Source organism: Paenibacillus humicus NBRC 102415, from assembly GCF_004000905.1.
Lineage (GTDB): Bacteria > Bacillota > Bacilli > Paenibacillales > Paenibacillaceae > Paenibacillus_O > Paenibacillus_O humicus.
The window spans coordinates 1-17,394 of sequence record NZ_BIMD01000022.1 but is presented as its reverse complement, the minus strand read 5'-3'; the positions used below and the strand labels follow the sequence as shown (position 1 = coordinate 17,394).

Genomic DNA, 17,394 nt, shown 5'->3' with positions numbered 1-17,394 from the left:
AAGACGCTGCTTTAAACAAAAGAAACTCCCTTCGGCCGAAGGGAGTTTCTTGCTGAACCTCGCGCCTAGAAGCTGCTCGGCGGCGGCGGTACGGGAGGATGCGAGGGCGGATTCGGAACGAATGTCCTGGACGCGCTGACGAACAGCGTTATGGCGGTCGCCAGATGCATGAACATGCCGACAAACGGAATCCAGGCGATCAGCGAAGTGATGATGCCGAGAATGGAGCTGCTGCTCGATTCGCCATTGCTCTTGGACAAGGCGAAGGTAATGATATGCAGAATAAGCATGACGAATAAAGGCACATAACCGAAGCCGATCACGATGAAGGCTCCGACAAGCGGAATGCCGAGGACCAGTTCCATGGCCCCCGTCAGCCATTTCATGGTGCGGGATGCAGGCATGAAGGTATTCCCCCTATAGTCTGATAGAACCACTATATCAGGAGAATTTACAAAATACTACCATCATCCGCCGCTCTCATCCCCGTTCAGGTACAATCAGGCGTACAATCCGAGCTCCGCCAGCTGCAGCTCCGCGCCGCCGTTGTTGGCGGTCACGTTCAGCCGGTAATACTTGAAGGCGGACGTATTGGAGATTGCATAGGTTTTCGTCTGGAAGCGGGAGGCGAACGTCTCCCCGCTGCGCGTATCGAGCGTCGTCCAGCTGCTGCCGTCGTTCGAGCCTTGGAGACTCCAGCTCTTCGGATCCCGGGCCGGAAAATCGTTGGCCGAGGTGAGGCTGTACTGGCGGGCGGCATAGGCATTGCCTCCGCCGAATTGATACTGGAGCCAGCCGCTGCCGGCGAAGATCAGCCACTTGGTGCCGCTCGCCCCGTCGAACGCCTTGGACACGTCCTCGCCGGACGGGCTGCCGCCTTGGCTGGCCGAAGCGGTGCCGCCGGCCGTCAGCGAGCCGTTGCCAGCGGAGCCGCCTACGGCGCTGTTGATCGCGCCCGCATAATCCGCCGCGGAGCCGTACTGCGAGTATTTGAGAATATCGTCGTAGAGCCACATGAATCCGCCCGCAATGCCGGCGCTGCTCTTCCAGCCCGCCATTCGGCTCTGCACCTGCGCCGGCGTATTGCCATAGGAAGGCGTCTTGCTGTCGAGGCCGGGCATGACGGTCAATCCGAGCGCGCTGCTCCAGGCAGCGGGGCTGTTGCCGGCTCCCCCGTCGTATACCTGCAGATAGATGCGGTCGACCTTGGCGCCGATTCCGGTTTTGACGTTCTTCCAGTAGGTCTGGTTGTTGTAGGGACAGAGCGTGATGCCGACGCCCAATCCGGTCAGCATCTTGCCGAAGGAAACGGTCGTGCCCGAATCGTACAGATCCTCGTCGTCGAAGCTGACCGCATCCGCACCCGTCGCTTGCAGCAGCGCGGCGAAGTTGCGGTACAGAATGCTGCCGCTTCCTGTTCCCTGGGAGGCGATGAGGCTCTGGATGTTGTGGAAGTCGTTCACCGCCGCGGAGCCGACGCTCAGCTCGATCCGCTTCACTCCCGTCGTCCCCTGCTTGAGCGAGGCCAGCTCGGACGGCCAGGAAGCCTTGCCTACGTACGATCCGCCGGATGCCACCAGCTGATCGTTGTAGACGAGGTCGCCGTTCGCGTTGACGTGGATCGTCCACAGCATGACGGTCGTGAAGCCGGATGCCTTGAGGTCGTTCATCGTCGCGGTTCCGCCGCTGTAGAACGGTCCTCCGCCATAGATGACAGACTCGCCGCCCGCGGCGGCGGCAGCCCTCGCCGGCACGCTTGCCGCTGCAGCCGTCAGGCTCAGCAGCAGCGCCGCCATCACCAGCCAGTTCAACATGCGCTTGTTCATCATCAATCTTCCTCCTTTGGATGGGTTTGCCGCAGATCTCCATCGATTCATGAAACCGCTTGCAGATGCTTGAAGCGCGGCGGAAGAGCTCTGCCCTTCCTCTTCTACCGTAACCGCCGATCTTCCGCGCGGCCAGTTGCCAAATTAAATCTCCGATGTATAAAGGATAGTTGATATCGCTAAAAAAGGTTTACAGCGGGTGCCGCTCTCCCTATAATGAGAACCATCGCGATTCTTAATAGTAAAAAATACGATTACAAGCAAGGGGATGCCTGTTTTATGCTCAAAAAGATTTTTCTCTTTCCTTCTCTTATCCTTTTCCTCCTGCTGCTTGCCGCCTGCTCCGATGCCAAGGAAGCCGGGACAGGCGGCTCCGAACGGGTACAAGCCTTCGGCAAGAGCCTCCGCCTTCTCTTTAATATCCAGAGCCATGCTATCGACCCTCATACCGATACGACTTACATCGCCGTGAGAGCCGGCATCGCCGAAACGCTGGTCGTCATCAGCGACGAGCTCGGCCTGCAGCCCGGCCTGGCGGATGACTGGAGCAGCAAGGACGGCCAGCACTGGACATTCCATATCCGGGAGGGAGCGGCCTTCCACGATGGACAGCCGCTCGACGCGGAAGCGGTCAAGCTTTCCCTGGAGCGGGCCCAGGAGCTGAATCCGGCTGTCCGGAACACGCTTAGCCTTCGCGAAATCCATGCCGACGGCCAGCTGCTGAAGCTGGTGACGGAAACCCCCAATCTGGAGCTTCCCTCCAGCTTTGTGCACCCCAACACCGCCATCGTCGCTCCCTCCTCCACGGATTCGAACCCGGTCGGCACCGGTCCCTTCAAGCTTGCCGACTTCCGTTCCGGCAGCAGCCTCAAGGTCGACCGGAACACCGGCTATTGGGGCGGTCCGGTCAAGCTTGATCATGCCGAGATTCTCTTCAATTCGGACGCCAACGCGAGGCTGATGGCGATCAAGGCCGGGAGCGCCGATATCGTCTTCCGTCCGCCGCTGGAGAGCTTCGCCCAGCTTCAAAGCGACCCTTCCCTCACGGTGGAATCCCGGTCCGGCTTGAGAACCCACCTCCTGATGTACAACATGCGCAACCGACATCTGGCGCAGGAGCAGGTGCGCAGAGCGTTCGATCATCTCATCGACCGCGAGACGATCACCAAGGACATCATGGCCGGCCAGGCTACGCCGGCTGCCGGCGCCTTCCCGGCCGAAGCGCCATTCTCTCCCGCTTACAGGCCCAAGGCGTTCAGCCTCGATCTGGCTCGCGAGGCATTCCGGGAAGCAGGTTTTACCGTCGAGGGGGGCAAGGTGTCCGATCAAGGCAAACCTCTCTCCTTCCGCCTTCTCACCTACTCCTCCCGAGCCGAGCTGCCGCTGATCGCCCAGCTTGTCCAAGCCCATGCAGGCGAGCTCGGCATCAAGCTGGAAATACGCCAGGCGGAGAACATGGATGAATATCTCTCCGCCAACGACGACTGGGACCTGGCTACCTACAGCCTCGTCACGGCGCCGCGAGGCGAAGCCGCCTACTTCCTGAACAGCGGGTATTTGCCGGAAGGCGCTCTGAATTACAGCCACATCGATCATCCCGGCCTGCAGGCAGCGATCGGCACCCTCAATGAGACCGTAGACGCCGCGGAGCGGCTCGAGCGCAGCCGCCAGGCGATGGCTATCGCGGACAGCGAGACGTTGAACTCGTTCATCGTCCATCCCAATATCGTTGTCGTCTACAGCGGCAAGGTCCTAGGCTGGAAAACGACGATGAGCGAGTATTATCTGCTCACCAAAGACCTGGACGTCGCGAGCTGACATGGCTGCGTCCATCGCCAGAAAAGTTTTGCGCCTGCTTGTATTCCTGCTCGGCCTCACCTTCCTGAGCTTTTGCCTGCTGAAGCTTGTGCCGGGAGATCCCGTCCGGGGCATCCTGCGGGTGGACGAGATGGCGGCGACCCAGGACCAGATGGGAGGAATCCGTAAGGAGCTCGGACTCGATCTGCCGCTGTACCGCCAGTACGGCATTTGGCTGTCCCAGCTTCTTAAGCTGGACTTAGGCTCCTCCTACTTGAGCGGACGGCCGGTCGCGGCCGAATTCGCCGAGAAGCTCCCGAACACGCTGGCGCTTGCAGCCGGTTCGCTGCTCGTCATGCTGCTCGTCTCCCTGCCGCTTGGAGCGCTCGCCGCCAGGCATCGGAACCGATGGCTGGATCGGATGAGCCGCTATATGTCGGCAGCCGTTTCTTCCATGCCCAGCTTCTGGCTCGGACTGCTGCTGATCGATCTGTTCGCGGTTCGCCTTCAGCTGCTTCCCCCGATGGGCAGCGAGGGAATCGCCTCTCTCATCCTGCCTTCCGCAACGCTGGGCCTGTCCATGGCAGCCCTCTACGTCGGCCTGATCCGCTCCAGCCTGATCGAAAGCGGGAGCCAGGAGTTCATCCTGTCGGCGCGGGCTCGCGGCATTCATCCTTTCCGCATCTTTGTCCGGCATCAGCTGCGGCACAGCCTCGTCCCTCTGCTGACGCTGCTCGGCGAAAGCCTGGCCAGCCTGCTCGGAGGAACGGTCGTCATTGAAACCTTGTTCAATTACCCGGGCATCGGCAAATGGATCGTCGATGCGGTGTCTGCCCGCGACTATCCCGTCATCATGGGCTATGTGCTGTTCGCCGCCTTGTTCATCCTTCTCGTCAACCGTTCGACGGAGGCGGCTTGCCGGCTTGCCAATCCCGAACTGGCACGAAAGGAGCTTCGCCATTCATGAACACAACCATGCGAAACGCCGGCATGCTGATTGCTGCCGCAGCGGCTGTCGCCCTATTCTCAATTCCTTCTCCCACTCCCTGGAATCCGTATGAGATCTCCATGGGAGAACGCCTGCTGCCGCCGGGAACGGAGCACTGGCTCGGCACGGACCATCTGGGACGCGACCTGCTGGCGAGAATCATCGCCGGGGCCCGTCCCACCATCGGGATCGGCCTGGCCGTCCTGCTCGTCTCCATCGCCATAGGCGTGCCCCTCGGACTGCTGTCCGGGATGAAGGGCGGCCGTACGGACAGCATCTTCAAGCCGATCATCGACGGCTTCATGACGTTTCCCGATTACCTGTCCGCCATCATTCTGAGCGCGCTTCTGGGACCCGGGCTCATGTCCATGCTCATAGCCGTCATCGCTGTGAAATGGGTCCGCTATGCCCGTCTCGCACGCAGCGTGGCGCTGGCAGAAAAAGAAAAGGACTACGCCGCCATGGCTCTGCTCAGCGGCCTCTCGCCGGTCCGTTTGGTTCTCAAGCATATCCTTCCGCATGCAATGGGCCATGTCGCTGCGCTCGCGGCCGCGGATCTCGGCAAGATCATCCTGCTGATGGCCTCCTTGTCCTACCTCGGCCTCGGCTCCCAGCCGCCGGCGCCGGAATGGGGCTCCATGCTGAGCGAAGGGCGCGCCTATTTCCATGCGGCGCCCCATCTGATGCTCGCACCCGGCCTGGCCGTCATGGCCGCCGTGCTGCTCGCCGGCTTCGCGGGCAACCGGCTGCGCGACCGGTACGACGTCAAGCTCAAAGGAGGAGCGGAATAATGCTCGCGATATCGAAGCTTTCCATCCGCAGCGGAAGCCAGGAGCTGGTCCGCTCGCTGAGCCTCGAGCTGCAGGACGGGGAATGGCTCGGGCTCGCCGGGGAAAGCGGCAGCGGCAAGTCGCTGACCGCAGCCGCCATCGGAGGCTTGCTGCCCCGGCCGCTGTCATGCAGCGGATCGATTCTCTGGAACGGGCTTGAGCTGCTCCGCCTGGACGCCAAGTCTCGGCGCCGGCTGCTCGGCAGCGAAATCAGCTACGTGTTCCAGGATTACCGGAATACGTTCACCCCGTTCCTGACGATCGGCTCCCAGCTGACGGAGCTGCTCGAAGCCCATTTATCCCTTGCTGCCCGCGACCGCAGGCAGCGATGCCTGGAGGAGCTGGAGCAGGCGGGCCTCCCTGCAGAGCGGGTGTTCGGCAGCTATCCTTACCAGCTGAGCGGCGGCCAGCTCCAGCGCGCCGCCATCGCCGCCGCCCTGCTGCTGCGTCCTAAGCTGCTGATTGCAGATGAGCCTACAACAGCGCTGGACAGCCTCTCCTCGCGCAAAGTGCTGGGACTGCTCGACGCCGCCAAATCCCGCTTCGGCATCTCGATTATTTGGATCACCCATGACTTGAGGCATGCCCGAAGGCATGCGGACCGGATCGCGGTCATGAGGACGGGAAGCATCGTGGAGACCGGGTCCGCCCGCCAGGTGCTGGAGCATCCCGCCCATCCTTATTCCCGGCGGCTGATCGCTTCCATTCCCCCGCTGCGGCGCGAGATGCCGGAGCGGCTGGCCGCCTCCGCCGGCCTGGAAGGAGAAGATCCTCTTGACCATCCACGATAATGCCCCCCTGTTGACCGTCCGGAACGTCCGCAAAAATTACGGCGGCAAAGCGGTGCTGCATGACGTCAGCTTCGAGCTGAAGAAAGGCGAATGCCTCGGCATCGTCGGCGAAAGCGGCAGCGGCAAAAGCACGCTGGCACGCTGCCTGCTCACCTTGAGCGGTTGGGATGAAGGCGAAATTGCGTTTCGGGGCGAGCCGCTTGCCAAAGCCTCCAGAGCCAAGCTCATGCAAGTCCGGCCGCAGATGGGAGCCGTCTTCCAGAATCCCGCCGCTTCTCTCAATCCGCGCCTGCGCATCATCGACTCCCTCCTGGAGCCGCTTGACCAGCGGAGAGGGTTCCGCCCTGCAATCCTGGACGGCGTACCGCCGGGAAGGGAGGCAGCCGCCGCAGCGCTTCTTGAGCTGGTGCGCCTGCCTGCCTCGACCATGGGCAGCTATCCCCATGAGCTGAGCGGCGGGCAGAAGCAGCGGATCGCCATCGCCAGAGCGATCAGCTCGGCTCCGGCCTTCCTCGTGCTGGACGAGCCGACGGCCAGCCTCGACATGACCACCCAGGCGGCCGTTCTGGATCTGCTCAAGGACTTGCGGAAGGAGCTGTCGCTGTCCTGCCTGTTCATCTCCCATGATCTGGCGGCCGTCCACTTCATGAGCGACGAGACGATGGTCATGCGAAACGGGCATATCGTCGACCGGTTCCGCAACAACGAGCTGTTCGACGACGTCCGCCACGACTACACGAAGCTGCTGCTGGAGGTCTTTCAGGAATGAGCGACCCTTCTTCCCTTCCCGGACACCGCGCTTACTTGCGGCTCGTCCTCCCGCTCACGGCCGCAACGCTGTCAACGCCTCTTCTGGGCATGGTCGACACCGCGGTCGTCGGGAACCTCGGGGATCCCGCCGTGCTTGGGGGCACAGCTCTGGCGGTCGTTTTATTCAACACCCTCTACTGGCTGTTCGGCTTCCTGAGGGTCAGCACCTCGGGGTTTGCGGCGCAAGCCCGGGGAAGCAGTGACATGGAGCGGGCTTCCGCCCAGCTCATCCGCCCGCTGGCGGTCTCCCTGCTGCTCGGCCTCGCTTTCATCCTGCTGCAAAAGCCGATCTTCTCCGGCTTTATCGCACTGTACAAGCCCGATCCCGACGTCGCCCGCTTCGCCTGGCAATACTACGGCATCCGCGTCTGGGGCGCTCCCGTGACGCTCGCCAACTACGCGATTCTGGGCTGGCTGCTCGGAATGGCTCATATCCGCCAAACGCTGATCCTCCAAATCGGCGCCAACATGCTCAATCTCGTGCTGGCCCTGCTGTTCGTGCAGACGCTGTCCTGGGGAGCGGCCGGCGCGGCCTGGGCCCTCCTGATCGCGGAGAGCGGCTCCCTGCTGCTCGGCCTGGCCTTTGTGCTGCGTTCTCCCCATTTCCGGCTTAGCCTGCCGGGCGCGGCGGCGGCCCTTGGAGCAGGCGGATGGGCGGGGATGTTCCGGGCCAACGCCGATCTGTTCATCCGAACCTTGTGCCTGCTCGGAATGATCAACGGCTTCACGGCGGCGAGCGCATCTCTAGGCACGACATTTCTGGCCGCGAACGCCATCCTGCTTCAGATCCATTATTTCATGGCCTATCTCTATGACGGAATCGGGAACGCCGGGAGCCTGTATGCCGGCCAAGCCAAAGGGTCCGGCAATGCCGCGCTGCTGCGCCGCACGATTCGGCTCACCTGGTTCTGGACAGCTGCGGCGGCGCTGCTGATGACGCTGCTCTACCAGACGTTCAAGGAGGCGCTGATTCCTCTCTTCGCCAGCAGCCCCGAGGTAATCCGCAGCGCGCTCGCCTATAGCGGCTGGCTGACGCTGTTTCCCGCCGCAGCGGGAGCGGGAATTACCTTCTACGGCGTCTTTACCGGCTTGACGGAGACGGGTCCGATCCGAAACTCCATGCTGCTCTCCTTGGCCGCATTTGCAGCCGGCTCCCTTCTCTTCTTGCCTGCCTGGGGAAATGACGGCTTATGGGCGGCCTTCACCGTCTTCGCCGCCGCGCGATCGGTCTTTCTGCTCCTGTATCTGCCCGGATTGCAAAAGCGTCCTGCAGAAGCCTCTCGTTTTTGAGAAAGCTTGGCCGATCGTCTTTTTCCCCTCCCCAATCGTCAATGCTGACAGGGAATATAAGGGAGAAAGAAGAGAACGCCATGAAGAGATTCACTCTGGGCTTCCTGAGGCTCAACCTGGCCAGCGCGCTTTATGCGCTGCCGTTCACGATCTATTTCGAGCTTGGCGCCAACTACTATCGGATCGAACGGCTCACCGGCTGGAGCCGGTCGCAGATGAGTCTTATCACAGAAGGCTTTCCTGCGGCCCTCTGGCTTGCCGTGACCGTGCTCGCTTATGTCTGGACGAGGAGGAAATTCGGGAAAAAGCGCAGCCGCTATATATCCGCGCTTTTGTGGCTTCCCTATTCGGCGTTGTTTTTCTATGCGTTCGCCTCTTTCTTCCCGATTGCGGATCCGGGAGACAAGCCCAACCCCGCCATCGGGCTGATGCTTCTGGGGGCGATGTTCGCATACCCCGTCTATGTGCTGATCGTTAACGCTCTGGTTCTCGTGGACTGGCGGGTTCAGAGCGGGGAGACGGAGGAGTTCAAGGACGGCAGGACTGAGAGTGGAGGACGGCAGGACTGAGAGTCAATGACAGTAGGAATGAGAGTCAAGGACGGTAAGACTGAGGACCAAGAACAGGAATTGAGGAGTTAAGGATTTGAGGGATTCATACAAAAAAAAGACAGCCTCTAGCATCTTCGGGAGCTGTCTTTTTCCGGTTTCCCGGAGGCTCGCAAAAAATAAAAAGTTGGCTTCCCGACTTGGGCAGGCTGCTGTGCCCCCAACCTTGCTAAGCTTGCTGCTGCTCAGCCTTTTCTCTTAAATCTCGGGTTCCTGCTGCTCAGCCTGCTCCTCGGACCCGGCCTCGACGGCCGCTCGAATTCTCTAGTAACTCCCCTATAACCTCTGCCGCGAATATTGGGAAGACAAAAAACAGGCGTCCCCGAGCCAGCTTGGCTTCAGGACGCCTGTTTATTTATTACGCAAGGTTATTTGGACGCTTTCCTGGCATTCACGAGATGGCTGCCTTTGAGCTTCGTGGCGCCTCTTCGAATATAAAGGGGACTTACTTGGACGCTTTCCAGGCGTCGATCTGCTTCTGGACCTCGGCCATCACTTTATCGAGGCCGTTGTCTTTCAGCTTCTGGTTGATCTGGGCGATATTCTTCTCCGGATCAAGCGTCCCCGAGAACAGGCCGTTGTAGACGGCTTCCTTCGTGTTCTTCAAGTTCGCAAGCTCGGTCGTGATGCTGCTCGTATCGAGCTGGAAGCCGAGCAGCGGAGCGTTCGTCGCGGACTCGTTGAATTCCTTGAACTTTTCCCATTTGTCGGCCGGATCGGTCGGATTCAGGTACGTCAGCATCATGTTGCCGACGGAGAACGCCGGGAAGCCGTAGCCGCTGTCCGGAATCGTCTCCTTCACCTTTTCGCCCGTTTTCTTGTAGTGCTTGCCTTCGATGCCGAAGTCGACGAGGTTGATCAGATTCGCATCCGTATACAGCAGGTTCAGGAACTCCATCGCTTTCTCGGGATGCTTGGACTTGGCATTGATGGCCTGCAGGGAACCTGCTACCGACCAGTTGAACGTAATCGGGTCCTGCATCGGCTTCGAAACGACTTCGTAGCCGGCGTCGGCGGACCACAGGTTGTCGGCGTATGGCTGGGCGTCGGCGACGTCCACGAGCCATTTGCCCGTCTTGAAGTAATCGCCTGCATCCTTCTGCGTCGCTACGTCGCGCGGCAGGTAGCCGGCTTCATAGTATTTGTGCATCGTTTTGAGATAGCTCATCGCTTCCGGCGTATCCCAGACGTTGATCAGCTTGTAATCCGTCGTTTTCAGCGGCACGCCGATGAACGGCAGATCGTTGACGGGAAGGTCGAAAGGCAGGAACTCCGCGATTTTGGCCGGAATCGGAGCGATGCCCGGTTCTTTTTCCTTGAACGTTTTGAGCAGCGGCTCCAGGTCGTCGATCGTGCGCACGCTGCTGATGTCCAGTCCCAGCTTGTCGACATACGTCTTGTTGAAGCGGAATACGCGCTGCTGCGGCAGCTCCTTGTTCGTCGGCACGCCGTAGTTGTGGCCGTTCACCTTGGTGCCTTCGAGGAAGGCCGGGTTCAGCGCCTGCTTGATGCCTGCGCCCTGCTTGTCGAGCAGGCCGTCCAGCTCGTAGAAGGCGCCTTTTTTGGCGTTGGCGAAATAATCGTTGGCCCATGAGCTGGTGAAAGCGATGTCATAATTTTCGCCGGAATTGATCGTAATCTGCATCTTTTGGGAATAATCGCCCCAGTCCAGCATCTTCATCTCGACGGTGGCGTTGATCTTGTCTTTGATATACTTGTTGATTTCATCGTTGACGGCGGCCAGATCCTTCGGCGGCGTGCCGATTGTGTACCAGACCAGATTGACCGGCTTCTCGTCCGCCTTCGGCGTTCCGGCGTTGGCCGCCGCTCCGGTATTGCCCGCTGCGGCATTGCCGCCGCTATTATTGCTATTGCCGCCGGAGCAGCCGGCTACAGCTCCCGCCAGCAGGAGCAGGGCCATGATTCCCATCCGTTTCTTCATGTTCTCATCCCCCGTAAGTATAAGATTATCTATTCAGGGACACCCGGTACAGAGGGCGGCCGCAAATATTCGTTGAATCGGCTGCTTTCCGAGATCTCGGGCGCTTCTCCACCCTTGACGCCGAATCTATCGGACATACGTTCCGCTATTTCCTTCTTCCAGCACCTAAATCGCCCTTTTCCGGGCAAATAACGGATCTCATGTCCGATAAAAGTCCATTTCCGTGCGAATCGGCCAAATAGCGGATCGTATGTCCGATAGCGGCCGGGAACAGGCTCGGCGAAGGCCCCTTGTGTTCCGGTCGGCAGAGTGCAAGTGTCGGAGGAGTGCCATAAGCTTCGGCTTCCTATTGCCGGAGCGTGGCTGCGCGACGACGGCTGCGGCACGAATCCGTAAAGCCGGAGCGGGCTGCGCGGCGACGGCCGATGCCTATTGGGCTGAAGCGGATGCCCGGAGCAGGCGAGATGGCCGTGGAGAAGCGTCAGCGTTCGCCTTTGAAGGCCGGATTTCCACCTTGAATTTCATCTAATCGAGGAAATCCGGACTTCAACAGCGATCGGAACGGCCATCCGCCTGCGGAGCGGCATCACTCCGACCAGCCCTGGCGCGGAGCGGCAGCACGTTGTCATCAGCCCTGGCGCGGAGCGGCATCACTCCGTCTTCAGCCCCGGCGCGAGCGGCATCAAACGTTCTTCAGCCTTTGATCCGAGCAGCCTGAAGCAGCCGCTCAGTCCTTCACAGCCCCGATCGTCAGCCCCTGGATGAAATACCGCTGGAAGAACGGATACGCCAGCACGATCGGGCCGGTGGCCAGCACGACCATCGCCATCCGCGACGTCTCCTGCGGCAGCGAGCGGATCATCTCCTTGCTCTGGCCGCTGCTCAGCAGCGACGAGTTCTGGATGATGAACTGCATACTGTTCTGGATCCGCATCAGCAGCGCCTGCAGCGGAACGAGCTGGTTGGAGTCGATGTAGAGCAGCGCGTTGAACCAGTCGTTCCAGTAGCCCAGCGTGCTGAACAGGGCGATCGTGGCGAGTCCGGGCAGCGAGATCGGCAGCACGAGGCTGAACAGCGCGCGGAACTCCCCCGCTCCGTCGATTTTGCCGGACTCGATGATCGGATCGGGCACCATCGTCTGGAAAAACGTGCGCAGCACGAGAATGTTGAAGGCGTTCATCGCCATCGGCAGGATGAGCGCCCACAGCGTATCCTTGAGGTGCAGGAACTGCGTCACGACGATGTACGTCGGCACGAGGCCGCCGCTGAACAGCATCGTGAAGAAGGCCAGAAACGAGAAGAAACCGCGGTACTTGAAGCTTTTTCGGGATAATGCGTACGCATACAGAGTCGTCATCACGACCGTAAGCAGCGTTCCCAGCACCGTGATGGTAATCGTGACGAGATAGGATTGCAGCAGCTGGTCGCCCGTTTGGAAAATATAGCGGTAAGCGCTAAGGCTCAAGGCATCCGGAATGATCCGGTAGCCGACCTCGAGCAGCGACTGCTCCCTCGTCAGGGAAATGATGACGACGAAAAGGAACGGGAACACGCAGGCCAGAGCGAAGCCCCCGGATACGAGATGGAAAATGGTGTTCCAGAACGGCGAGAGGCGGTGGAAGTCGCGGCTGCGGCGGCTCGTTCCGGCCGGCACAGCGGCGGCGCCTGCGGTTTTCGGGATCATGCTCATCAGAACAACGCCTGCTCTTCATTGATTTTTTTGACGATCTTGTTCGTGGTCAGCACGAGGATCAGGCCGACGACGGACTGATACAGGCCGGCTGCGGTGCTCATGCCGAAGTCTCCCAGCACCTTGAGCGAGCGGTAGACATACGTATCGATGACGTTGGTGACCGGGAAGAGCGCTCCGGAATCTCGCGGAATCTGGAAGAACAAGCCGAAGTCCGCCCGGAAAATGCCGCCGACCGCCAGGATCGTGAGGATGATCATCATCGGCCGGATGAGCGGCAGCGTAATGCGCAAGGTCTGCTGCCATTTGCTCGCTCCATCGATCATCGCCGCCTCGTAATAGGTTTTGTCGATGCCTGCGATGGCCGCCAGATAGATGACGCTGGAGTAGCCGACTCCCTTCCACAGGTTCATGAACACGAGGATGTACGGCCAATACTTGGGATCGGAATACCAGTCGATCGGCTGGACGCCGAGCGTGCCGAGCAGCTGGTTGACGACGCCCTTGTCCACGCTCAGGAAGCTGAACGTGAAGTAGCTGACGATGACCCAAGAAAGGAAATAAGGCATGAACATCGCCGTCTGGTACAGCTTGGCGAGCCGCTTCTGCGTCAGCTGGAAGAGCAGCAGCGCCATCGCGACCGAGCAGACGAGACCGAGGACGATGAACACGAGATTGTAGAGAACCGTGTTTCTCGTAATGATATAAGCGTCATGGGCTTTGAACAGGAATTCGAAGTTTTTGAATCCGACCCATTCCGAGCGGAAGATCGCTCCGAAAAATCCGCCGCCAAGATCGACGCGGAACTCCTTGAAAGCGAAGATCGCCCCCGGCATCGGCAGATAGCAGAACAGGATGAACCAGGCGGCTCCCGGCAGCACCATCAGGAGGAACGCGCCGTTCCGCCGTAGATCCCGGAATGCGGTTGCAAGCCTATTCATGTGTTGTCCCCCTTCCGAAGTTTGCCTCGGTATTACCGGCCCTTCAACTGTAGCACGGCAAATTTGCGCCCAAGTAGAGACGATACTTTAGCTTTGATGTACAGATTAAAGGTAATCCCGCCAAGCCGCTTCCCGGCGCCTCCGATTCCATTGCCCGCCTATCCCCTTCATGCTATGGTAAGGCTGGCTGCATACTGACGCTGGAGGGAACCGGACTTGGCCAAACTGACCGAAATCTACCATATCTATTTCCGTTCCAAGCTGTTCAACGGCATCATCCTCGTTTTTTCCCTCGTCACGATCGTCACCTTCTGCTCGCTGGGAGCGCTTGTGTACAGCTATTCGCGGGACTCCGTGCTGGGCAAGGAGCGCGGGCTGCAGGCCGAGACGGCTGGCAGCGTCAGCCGCTACCTGGACCAGCGGCTCGACCAGGCGCAGGACATCATGCTGACTCTCTATCAGAACCAGCCGGTGCTGAGCGATCTGCTCTACTGCCTCCGCTACGACTTTCCTTCTTATATCCAGAACCGGCTGAACCAATATATCGCCTCCGGCGGCTCGGAGGACCGGAACATCGAGACCTATGTCCGGGCCCAGATGAAGAAGAAGGACGACATCCGCCAGATCGCCTTGTACAGCCGCAGCCAGCGCTTCTTCTTCGTGTTCAACAGCAGCAACACGCAGGGAATCAGCTGGATCAGCCGCGACGGAGACGACGTTCAGCGTGCGATCGACGCCATGCGCGGCAGCCGGACGGCAAGCTCCCGAACGGCCGGGCTGAACTCGATCCTCGGTCTTGGCAGCGGCGATTATACCTTCCTTTCGATATCAACGATCCGGATACGCTGCAAAATGAAGGCGCCCTGCTCGTCACTTACAGCGCCGAGGGCATTCGAAACCTGCTGCGCAGCGATCCCGGCACCGCGATGGGCTCCCAGCTCGTCCTCTATCCGAACGGGCAGGTGCTGTTCGACTCCTCCGGCAAGTGGCATGGCAGCTATCCGCACATGCAGCCGCTGCTCGCTTCCCAAGGGTACGCCAAGCTCGACCGGGCTTCCTATACGTCCGCCCTTTGGACGCCGCGAAGCAATCTGTTCGTCGGCGCGATCGTGCCGGCCGCCGAGATGGAGCGGCAGTACAAGGGGCTCAAGCTCAAGCTGTTCACGCTGACCGCTCTGGGCATCCTCATCATGATCGGTCTCGCTTACGGCGCCGTCTACCGGCACGCGCGCAGAACAAGGATACTCATCCGGGCGATGAAGCAGGCCAAGCAGGGCAATCTCTCGATTCGGGTGCCGGTGGGGAGCCAGGACGAGCTCGGCGAGATTTCCTCGACCTTCAACGGCATGCTGGAGGAGCTGCGCGCCTATATCGATCAGGTCTATGTGTCGGATGCCAGGCAAAAGCAGGCCGAGCTGATGGCGCTGCAGGCGCAGATCAACCCGCATTTTCTCTACAACACGCTGGAGGCGATCCGGATGCGCGCCATGATCCAGGGAGCCGACGACGTCGGCGAAATGACGTTCGTGCTCGCCTCCCTCTTCCGTTATTCCGTGCGGCCCGAGACGATTGTCAGGCTGGAGGACGAGATGGCTTACTGCCGCCAATACCTGGAGCTGCATCGCATTCGTCATCGTGACAAGCTCCACTATTCCATCAAGATCGAGGATGGCCTCCGCGAAGCTCCGCTGCTGAAGCTCTGCCTGCAGCCGCTGGCGGAGAACGCCGTCGTGCACGGGTTCAACCCGAAGTCGCCGGATAACCGGATCGACATCTCCGCCCGGAAGGAAGAGGCGAACGGCGAGTCCTGCCTGATCATCGAGGTGGAGGATAACGGCAAAGGCATGGAGATCGACCGTCTGCTCGCCATCCAGAAGCAGCTCGCGGGACGCTCGCATGGCGGAGCCGTGGACTCGTCTCCCGCCGACGGGGCGTCCATAGCGCCGCCGCCAGCAGTAAGCGGTCCGGCTGCCGGGTCTTCCATCGGTCTGCGCAACGTGAACGAGCGCATCCGGCTTCAATTCGGCGACGGCTACGGCCTCAGCCTGGCCAGCCAAAAGGGCAAAGGCACGCGGATCACGCTCCGCCTGCCCCTCTATGCAAAGGAGGAAGATCATGTACAACGTCTGGATCGTAGATGACGAGCCGTTCATCCTGGAAGGCCTCGCCCGCCTCGTCGACTGGACTTCCCTGCAGCTGAGGCTGGCCGGCGAATCCGAGGACGGCCTTCTGGCGCTGCAGGACATGGAAGCTTCCGAGGCGGCAGTCGATATTCTGATCACGGATATCTCCATGCCGGAGATGAACGGGATTGAGCTCATCCGCGCCTGCCGCAGCCGGAATCCGGCTCTGAAATGCATCATTTTGAGCGGGTACAGCGAATTCGACTACGTAAGGGAAGGCATGCGCCTGGGCATCGAAAACTATCTGCTCAAGCCGATCGACATGGCGGAGCTGGCCGAAACGCTGCGCGCCACGGTGGAGAAGCTGAACCGCGCCCGGATCGAAACGCTCACCGGCGAGCAGGTGGAGCTTGTCCGCGACAACATCATGTACCGCTGGATGAACGGCCGCATCAGCGCCGAGCAATGGGAGGCGCGGGCGGAATTCCTGGGACTCAAGCTGGACAGCCCGTGCGTTCTTGCTGCCGTTGCAGCATGGGACGCTGCAGGAGAGGCCTGTGACGCTGCGGCTGGAGATGCCTCGGCAGCATCCTCCTCAAGCAGACCTGCCGGCGGCTCGATGCCCGAAGCCTGTTCCCCGGAGAATATCCGCTCCGCCGCCTCGGCCTGGCTGGGGCAGACCGGCAGGCCACATCTGCTGTTCCTCGACGACAACGACCGCCTTGTCATCCTGCTCGGACTTCCGGACGCAGAGGCCGGAACGCTGAGGCAGGCCCATTCTATGCTGCTGGCGCTTAGGCGGGAGCTGGGGTCGCCGATCCGCCGTCCTCTGCGCATCGGAGCGGGTACGGCGGAGATAGGCTTCGGCCAAGCCCCGCTTTCTTACCGCAAGGCGCAGACCTCTCTGGAGTACGCTCTCCTTCATCCGGAGAAGATGCTTCTCGCTTATGAGGAGGTTGCAGCCGTTTCCGAGGATCCGTCTTGCGGTCCGGCACGCCCCTCCATTCAGATCGAAACGTACGGCAGGCTGCTGCTAGCGCTGGACGAGGAGGCTTTGCTGGAGAAAATCAGCCGAGACCTGGATGAATTGGCCGGCAGCTCCCATGTCCGGCCCGAGGATGTCCGGCTGGGTGCAGCGGAGATGGTGCTGGAATTGAAGCGGCAGGCAGGGGATGCGCTTCAGCAGGGGGATCTTCCTCCCTTTCAGGGAGCCGCCGCCGATCTGTACCGCTGCAATTCCCTCGCGGAGCTCAAGGAGCAGGTGCGGCGAATCGCCCGGACCGCCTTGCAGGCGCTTGGCGCCAGGCAGGAGCAAAGCCCGGTCGTGCGCCAGATTCTGGCTGAAATCCAGACTTCTTACATGCACGACTATTCGCTCAAAACGCTCGGCGCCGCCTACCATGTCAATCCGGTCTATCTCGGCCAGCTCATCCACAAAGAGACCGGCCACAGCTTCTCCGACTGCCTGCACCGGGTGCGGATCGACAAGGCGATGGAGCTGCTTCGCGGCACGGGGATGAAAACCCATGACATCGCCAAAGCGGTCGGTTACTGGGATACGGCGCATTTCTACAAGCATTTCAAAAAGCTCGTCGGCGTTCCTCCGTCCCAATTTCGCAGGCTGGTGTAGGACTTCCGCCGCTTGGGGCCGAAAATCATATGGACTGGATGCTGCATGCGGGCGGAGCTCGAAGCAAAGTGCCGAATGCAAGAAAGCACGGGGCTCACTCGAAATCTAAGCGGGATGCTTAAGCGGAA

Annotated in this window: 16 protein-coding genes; 10 read left to right on the top strand and 6 right to left on the bottom strand. The window is 60.6% G+C overall.

Annotated features, from left to right (window positions below):
* Window positions 1-65: 65 nt before the first annotated feature.
* From PHU01S_RS14335 to PHU01S_RS26700, 3 genes are all read right to left on the bottom strand, one after another.
* Window positions 66-404, bottom strand: a complete 339-nt coding sequence (locus PHU01S_RS14335; RefSeq protein WP_048747231.1) for a hypothetical protein — start codon at window positions 402-404, stop codon at window positions 66-68.
* A gap of 96 nt (window positions 405-500) precedes the next feature.
* Entirely contained in the window at window positions 501-1,829 is a 1,329-nt protein-coding gene (locus PHU01S_RS26345) for a discoidin domain-containing protein (RefSeq protein WP_218032454.1), read from the bottom strand.
* A 141-nt stretch (window positions 1,830-1,970) separates the two neighbouring features.
* Window positions 1,971-2,258: a hypothetical protein gene (locus PHU01S_RS26700; protein WP_246029238.1), complete on the bottom strand. Its 288-nt coding sequence runs from the start codon at window positions 2,256-2,258 to the stop codon at window positions 1,971-1,973.
* Window positions 2,259-2,294: 36 nt separating this feature from the next.
* Between PHU01S_RS26700 and PHU01S_RS14325 the strand changes: the two genes are divergently transcribed.
* From PHU01S_RS14325 to PHU01S_RS14295, 7 genes are all read left to right on the top strand, one after another.
* Window positions 2,295-3,644 (top strand): ABC transporter substrate-binding protein, encoded by a 1,350-nt coding sequence (locus PHU01S_RS14325; protein WP_246029237.1) that lies wholly within the window; start codon window positions 2,295-2,297, stop codon window positions 3,642-3,644.
* 1 nt (window position 3,645) lies between these two features.
* On the top strand, window positions 3,646-4,590 hold the full coding sequence (gene nikB, locus PHU01S_RS14320) for a nickel ABC transporter permease (RefSeq protein ID WP_127508121.1): 945 nt from the start codon (window positions 3,646-3,648) through the stop codon (window positions 4,588-4,590).
* On the top strand, window positions 4,587-5,402 hold the full coding sequence (gene nikC, locus PHU01S_RS14315) for a nickel transporter permease (protein ID WP_049868081.1): 816 nt from the start codon (window positions 4,587-4,589) through the stop codon (window positions 5,400-5,402). Before nikB ends, nikC begins: the two co-directional genes overlap by 4 nt.
* Window positions 5,402-6,232: an ATP-binding cassette domain-containing protein gene (locus PHU01S_RS14310; RefSeq protein ID WP_021877546.1), complete on the top strand. Its 831-nt coding sequence runs from the start codon at window positions 5,402-5,404 to the stop codon at window positions 6,230-6,232. Before nikC ends, PHU01S_RS14310 begins: the two co-directional genes overlap by 1 nt.
* Window positions 6,216-7,001, top strand: a complete 786-nt coding sequence (locus PHU01S_RS14305; protein WP_246029236.1) for an ABC transporter ATP-binding protein — start codon at window positions 6,216-6,218, stop codon at window positions 6,999-7,001. The genes PHU01S_RS14310 and PHU01S_RS14305 overlap by 17 nt, the downstream gene beginning before the upstream one ends.
* Window positions 6,998-8,332 carry an MATE family efflux transporter gene (locus PHU01S_RS14300; protein WP_127508119.1) on the top strand — a complete coding sequence of 445 codons (1,335 nt, stop codon included), beginning with the start codon at window positions 6,998-7,000 and terminating at the stop codon, window positions 8,330-8,332. The genes PHU01S_RS14305 and PHU01S_RS14300 overlap by 4 nt, the downstream gene beginning before the upstream one ends.
* An 80-nt stretch (window positions 8,333-8,412) precedes the next feature.
* The gene (locus tag PHU01S_RS14295) at window positions 8,413-8,901 is read left to right on the top strand and encodes a hypothetical protein (protein ID WP_127508117.1); all 489 of its coding nucleotides are present in this window, start codon (window positions 8,413-8,415) and stop codon (window positions 8,899-8,901) included.
* 484 nt (window positions 8,902-9,385) lie between these two features.
* On the opposite strand, the gene PHU01S_RS14290 is transcribed toward PHU01S_RS14295, so the two are convergent.
* From PHU01S_RS14290 to PHU01S_RS14280, 3 genes are all read right to left on the bottom strand, one after another.
* A complete protein-coding gene (locus PHU01S_RS14290; RefSeq protein WP_048746707.1) occupies window positions 9,386-10,882 on the bottom strand; it encodes an ABC transporter substrate-binding protein in 1,497 nt (498 codons plus the stop codon).
* A gap of 727 nt (window positions 10,883-11,609) precedes the next feature.
* Window positions 11,610-12,572 carry a carbohydrate ABC transporter permease gene (locus PHU01S_RS14285; RefSeq protein ID WP_232313054.1) on the bottom strand — a complete coding sequence of 321 codons (963 nt, stop codon included), beginning with the start codon at window positions 12,570-12,572 and terminating at the stop codon, window positions 11,610-11,612.
* Window positions 12,572-13,513, bottom strand: coding sequence for an ABC transporter permease (locus PHU01S_RS14280; protein WP_048746705.1), 942 nt, complete (start codon window positions 13,511-13,513; stop codon window positions 12,572-12,574). Before PHU01S_RS14280 ends, PHU01S_RS14285 begins: the two co-directional genes overlap by 1 nt.
* Window positions 13,514-13,729: 216 nt before the next feature.
* Here PHU01S_RS14280 and PHU01S_RS26695 point away from each other — a divergent pair, with 216 nt between their 5' ends.
* From PHU01S_RS26695 to PHU01S_RS14270, 3 genes are read left to right on the top strand one after another with little or no spacing between them, the layout of a single operon-like run.
* Entirely contained in the window at window positions 13,730-14,683 is a 954-nt protein-coding gene (locus PHU01S_RS26695; protein ID WP_246029235.1) for a hypothetical protein, read from the top strand.
* Complete coding sequence (locus tag PHU01S_RS14275; protein ID WP_307721807.1) at window positions 14,638-15,654, top strand: sensor histidine kinase; 1,017 nt, start codon at window positions 14,638-14,640, stop codon at window positions 15,652-15,654. Before PHU01S_RS26695 ends, PHU01S_RS14275 begins: the two co-directional genes overlap by 46 nt.
* Window positions 15,629-17,266 carry a response regulator gene (locus tag PHU01S_RS14270; RefSeq protein ID WP_164763071.1) on the top strand — a complete coding sequence of 546 codons (1,638 nt, stop codon included), beginning with the start codon at window positions 15,629-15,631 and terminating at the stop codon, window positions 17,264-17,266. The genes PHU01S_RS14275 and PHU01S_RS14270 overlap by 26 nt, the downstream gene beginning before the upstream one ends.
* Window positions 17,267-17,394: the final 128 nt, after the last annotated feature.

Bases quoted from the DNA above. Each gene is read 5' to 3' on its own strand.
- PHU01S_RS14335 (WP_048747231.1), bottom strand. From the start codon at position 404: ATGCCTGCATCCCGCACCATGAAATGGCTGACGGGGGCCATGGAACTG.
- PHU01S_RS26345 (WP_218032454.1), bottom strand. From the start codon at position 1,829: ATGATGAACAAGCGCATGTTGAACTGGCTGGTGATGGCGGCGCTGCTG.
- PHU01S_RS26700 (WP_246029238.1), bottom strand. From the start codon at position 2,258: ATGGCTCTGGATATTAAAGAGAAGGCGGAGGCTCTTGCCGAAGGCTTG.
- nikB (WP_127508121.1), top strand. From the start codon at position 3,646: ATGGCTGCGTCCATCGCCAGAAAAGTTTTGCGCCTGCTTGTATTCCTG.
- nikC (WP_049868081.1), top strand. From the start codon at position 4,587: ATGAACACAACCATGCGAAACGCCGGCATGCTGATTGCTGCCGCAGCG.
- PHU01S_RS14310 (WP_021877546.1), top strand. From the start codon at position 5,402: ATGCTCGCGATATCGAAGCTTTCCATCCGCAGCGGAAGCCAGGAGCTG.
- PHU01S_RS14300 (WP_127508119.1), top strand. From the start codon at position 6,998: ATGAGCGACCCTTCTTCCCTTCCCGGACACCGCGCTTACTTGCGGCTC.
- PHU01S_RS14295 (WP_127508117.1), top strand. From the start codon at position 8,413: ATGAAGAGATTCACTCTGGGCTTCCTGAGGCTCAACCTGGCCAGCGCG.
- PHU01S_RS14290 (WP_048746707.1), bottom strand. From the start codon at position 10,882: ATGAAGAAACGGATGGGAATCATGGCCCTGCTCCTGCTGGCGGGAGCT.
- PHU01S_RS14285 (WP_232313054.1), bottom strand. From the start codon at position 12,572: ATGAGCATGATCCCGAAAACCGCAGGCGCCGCCGCTGTGCCGGCCGGA.
- PHU01S_RS14280 (WP_048746705.1), bottom strand. From the start codon at position 13,513: ATGAATAGGCTTGCAACCGCATTCCGGGATCTACGGCGGAACGGCGCG.
- PHU01S_RS14275 (WP_307721807.1), top strand. From the start codon at position 14,638: ATGGAGCGGCAGTACAAGGGGCTCAAGCTCAAGCTGTTCACGCTGACC.
- PHU01S_RS14270 (WP_164763071.1), top strand. From the start codon at position 15,629: ATGTACAACGTCTGGATCGTAGATGACGAGCCGTTCATCCTGGAAGGC.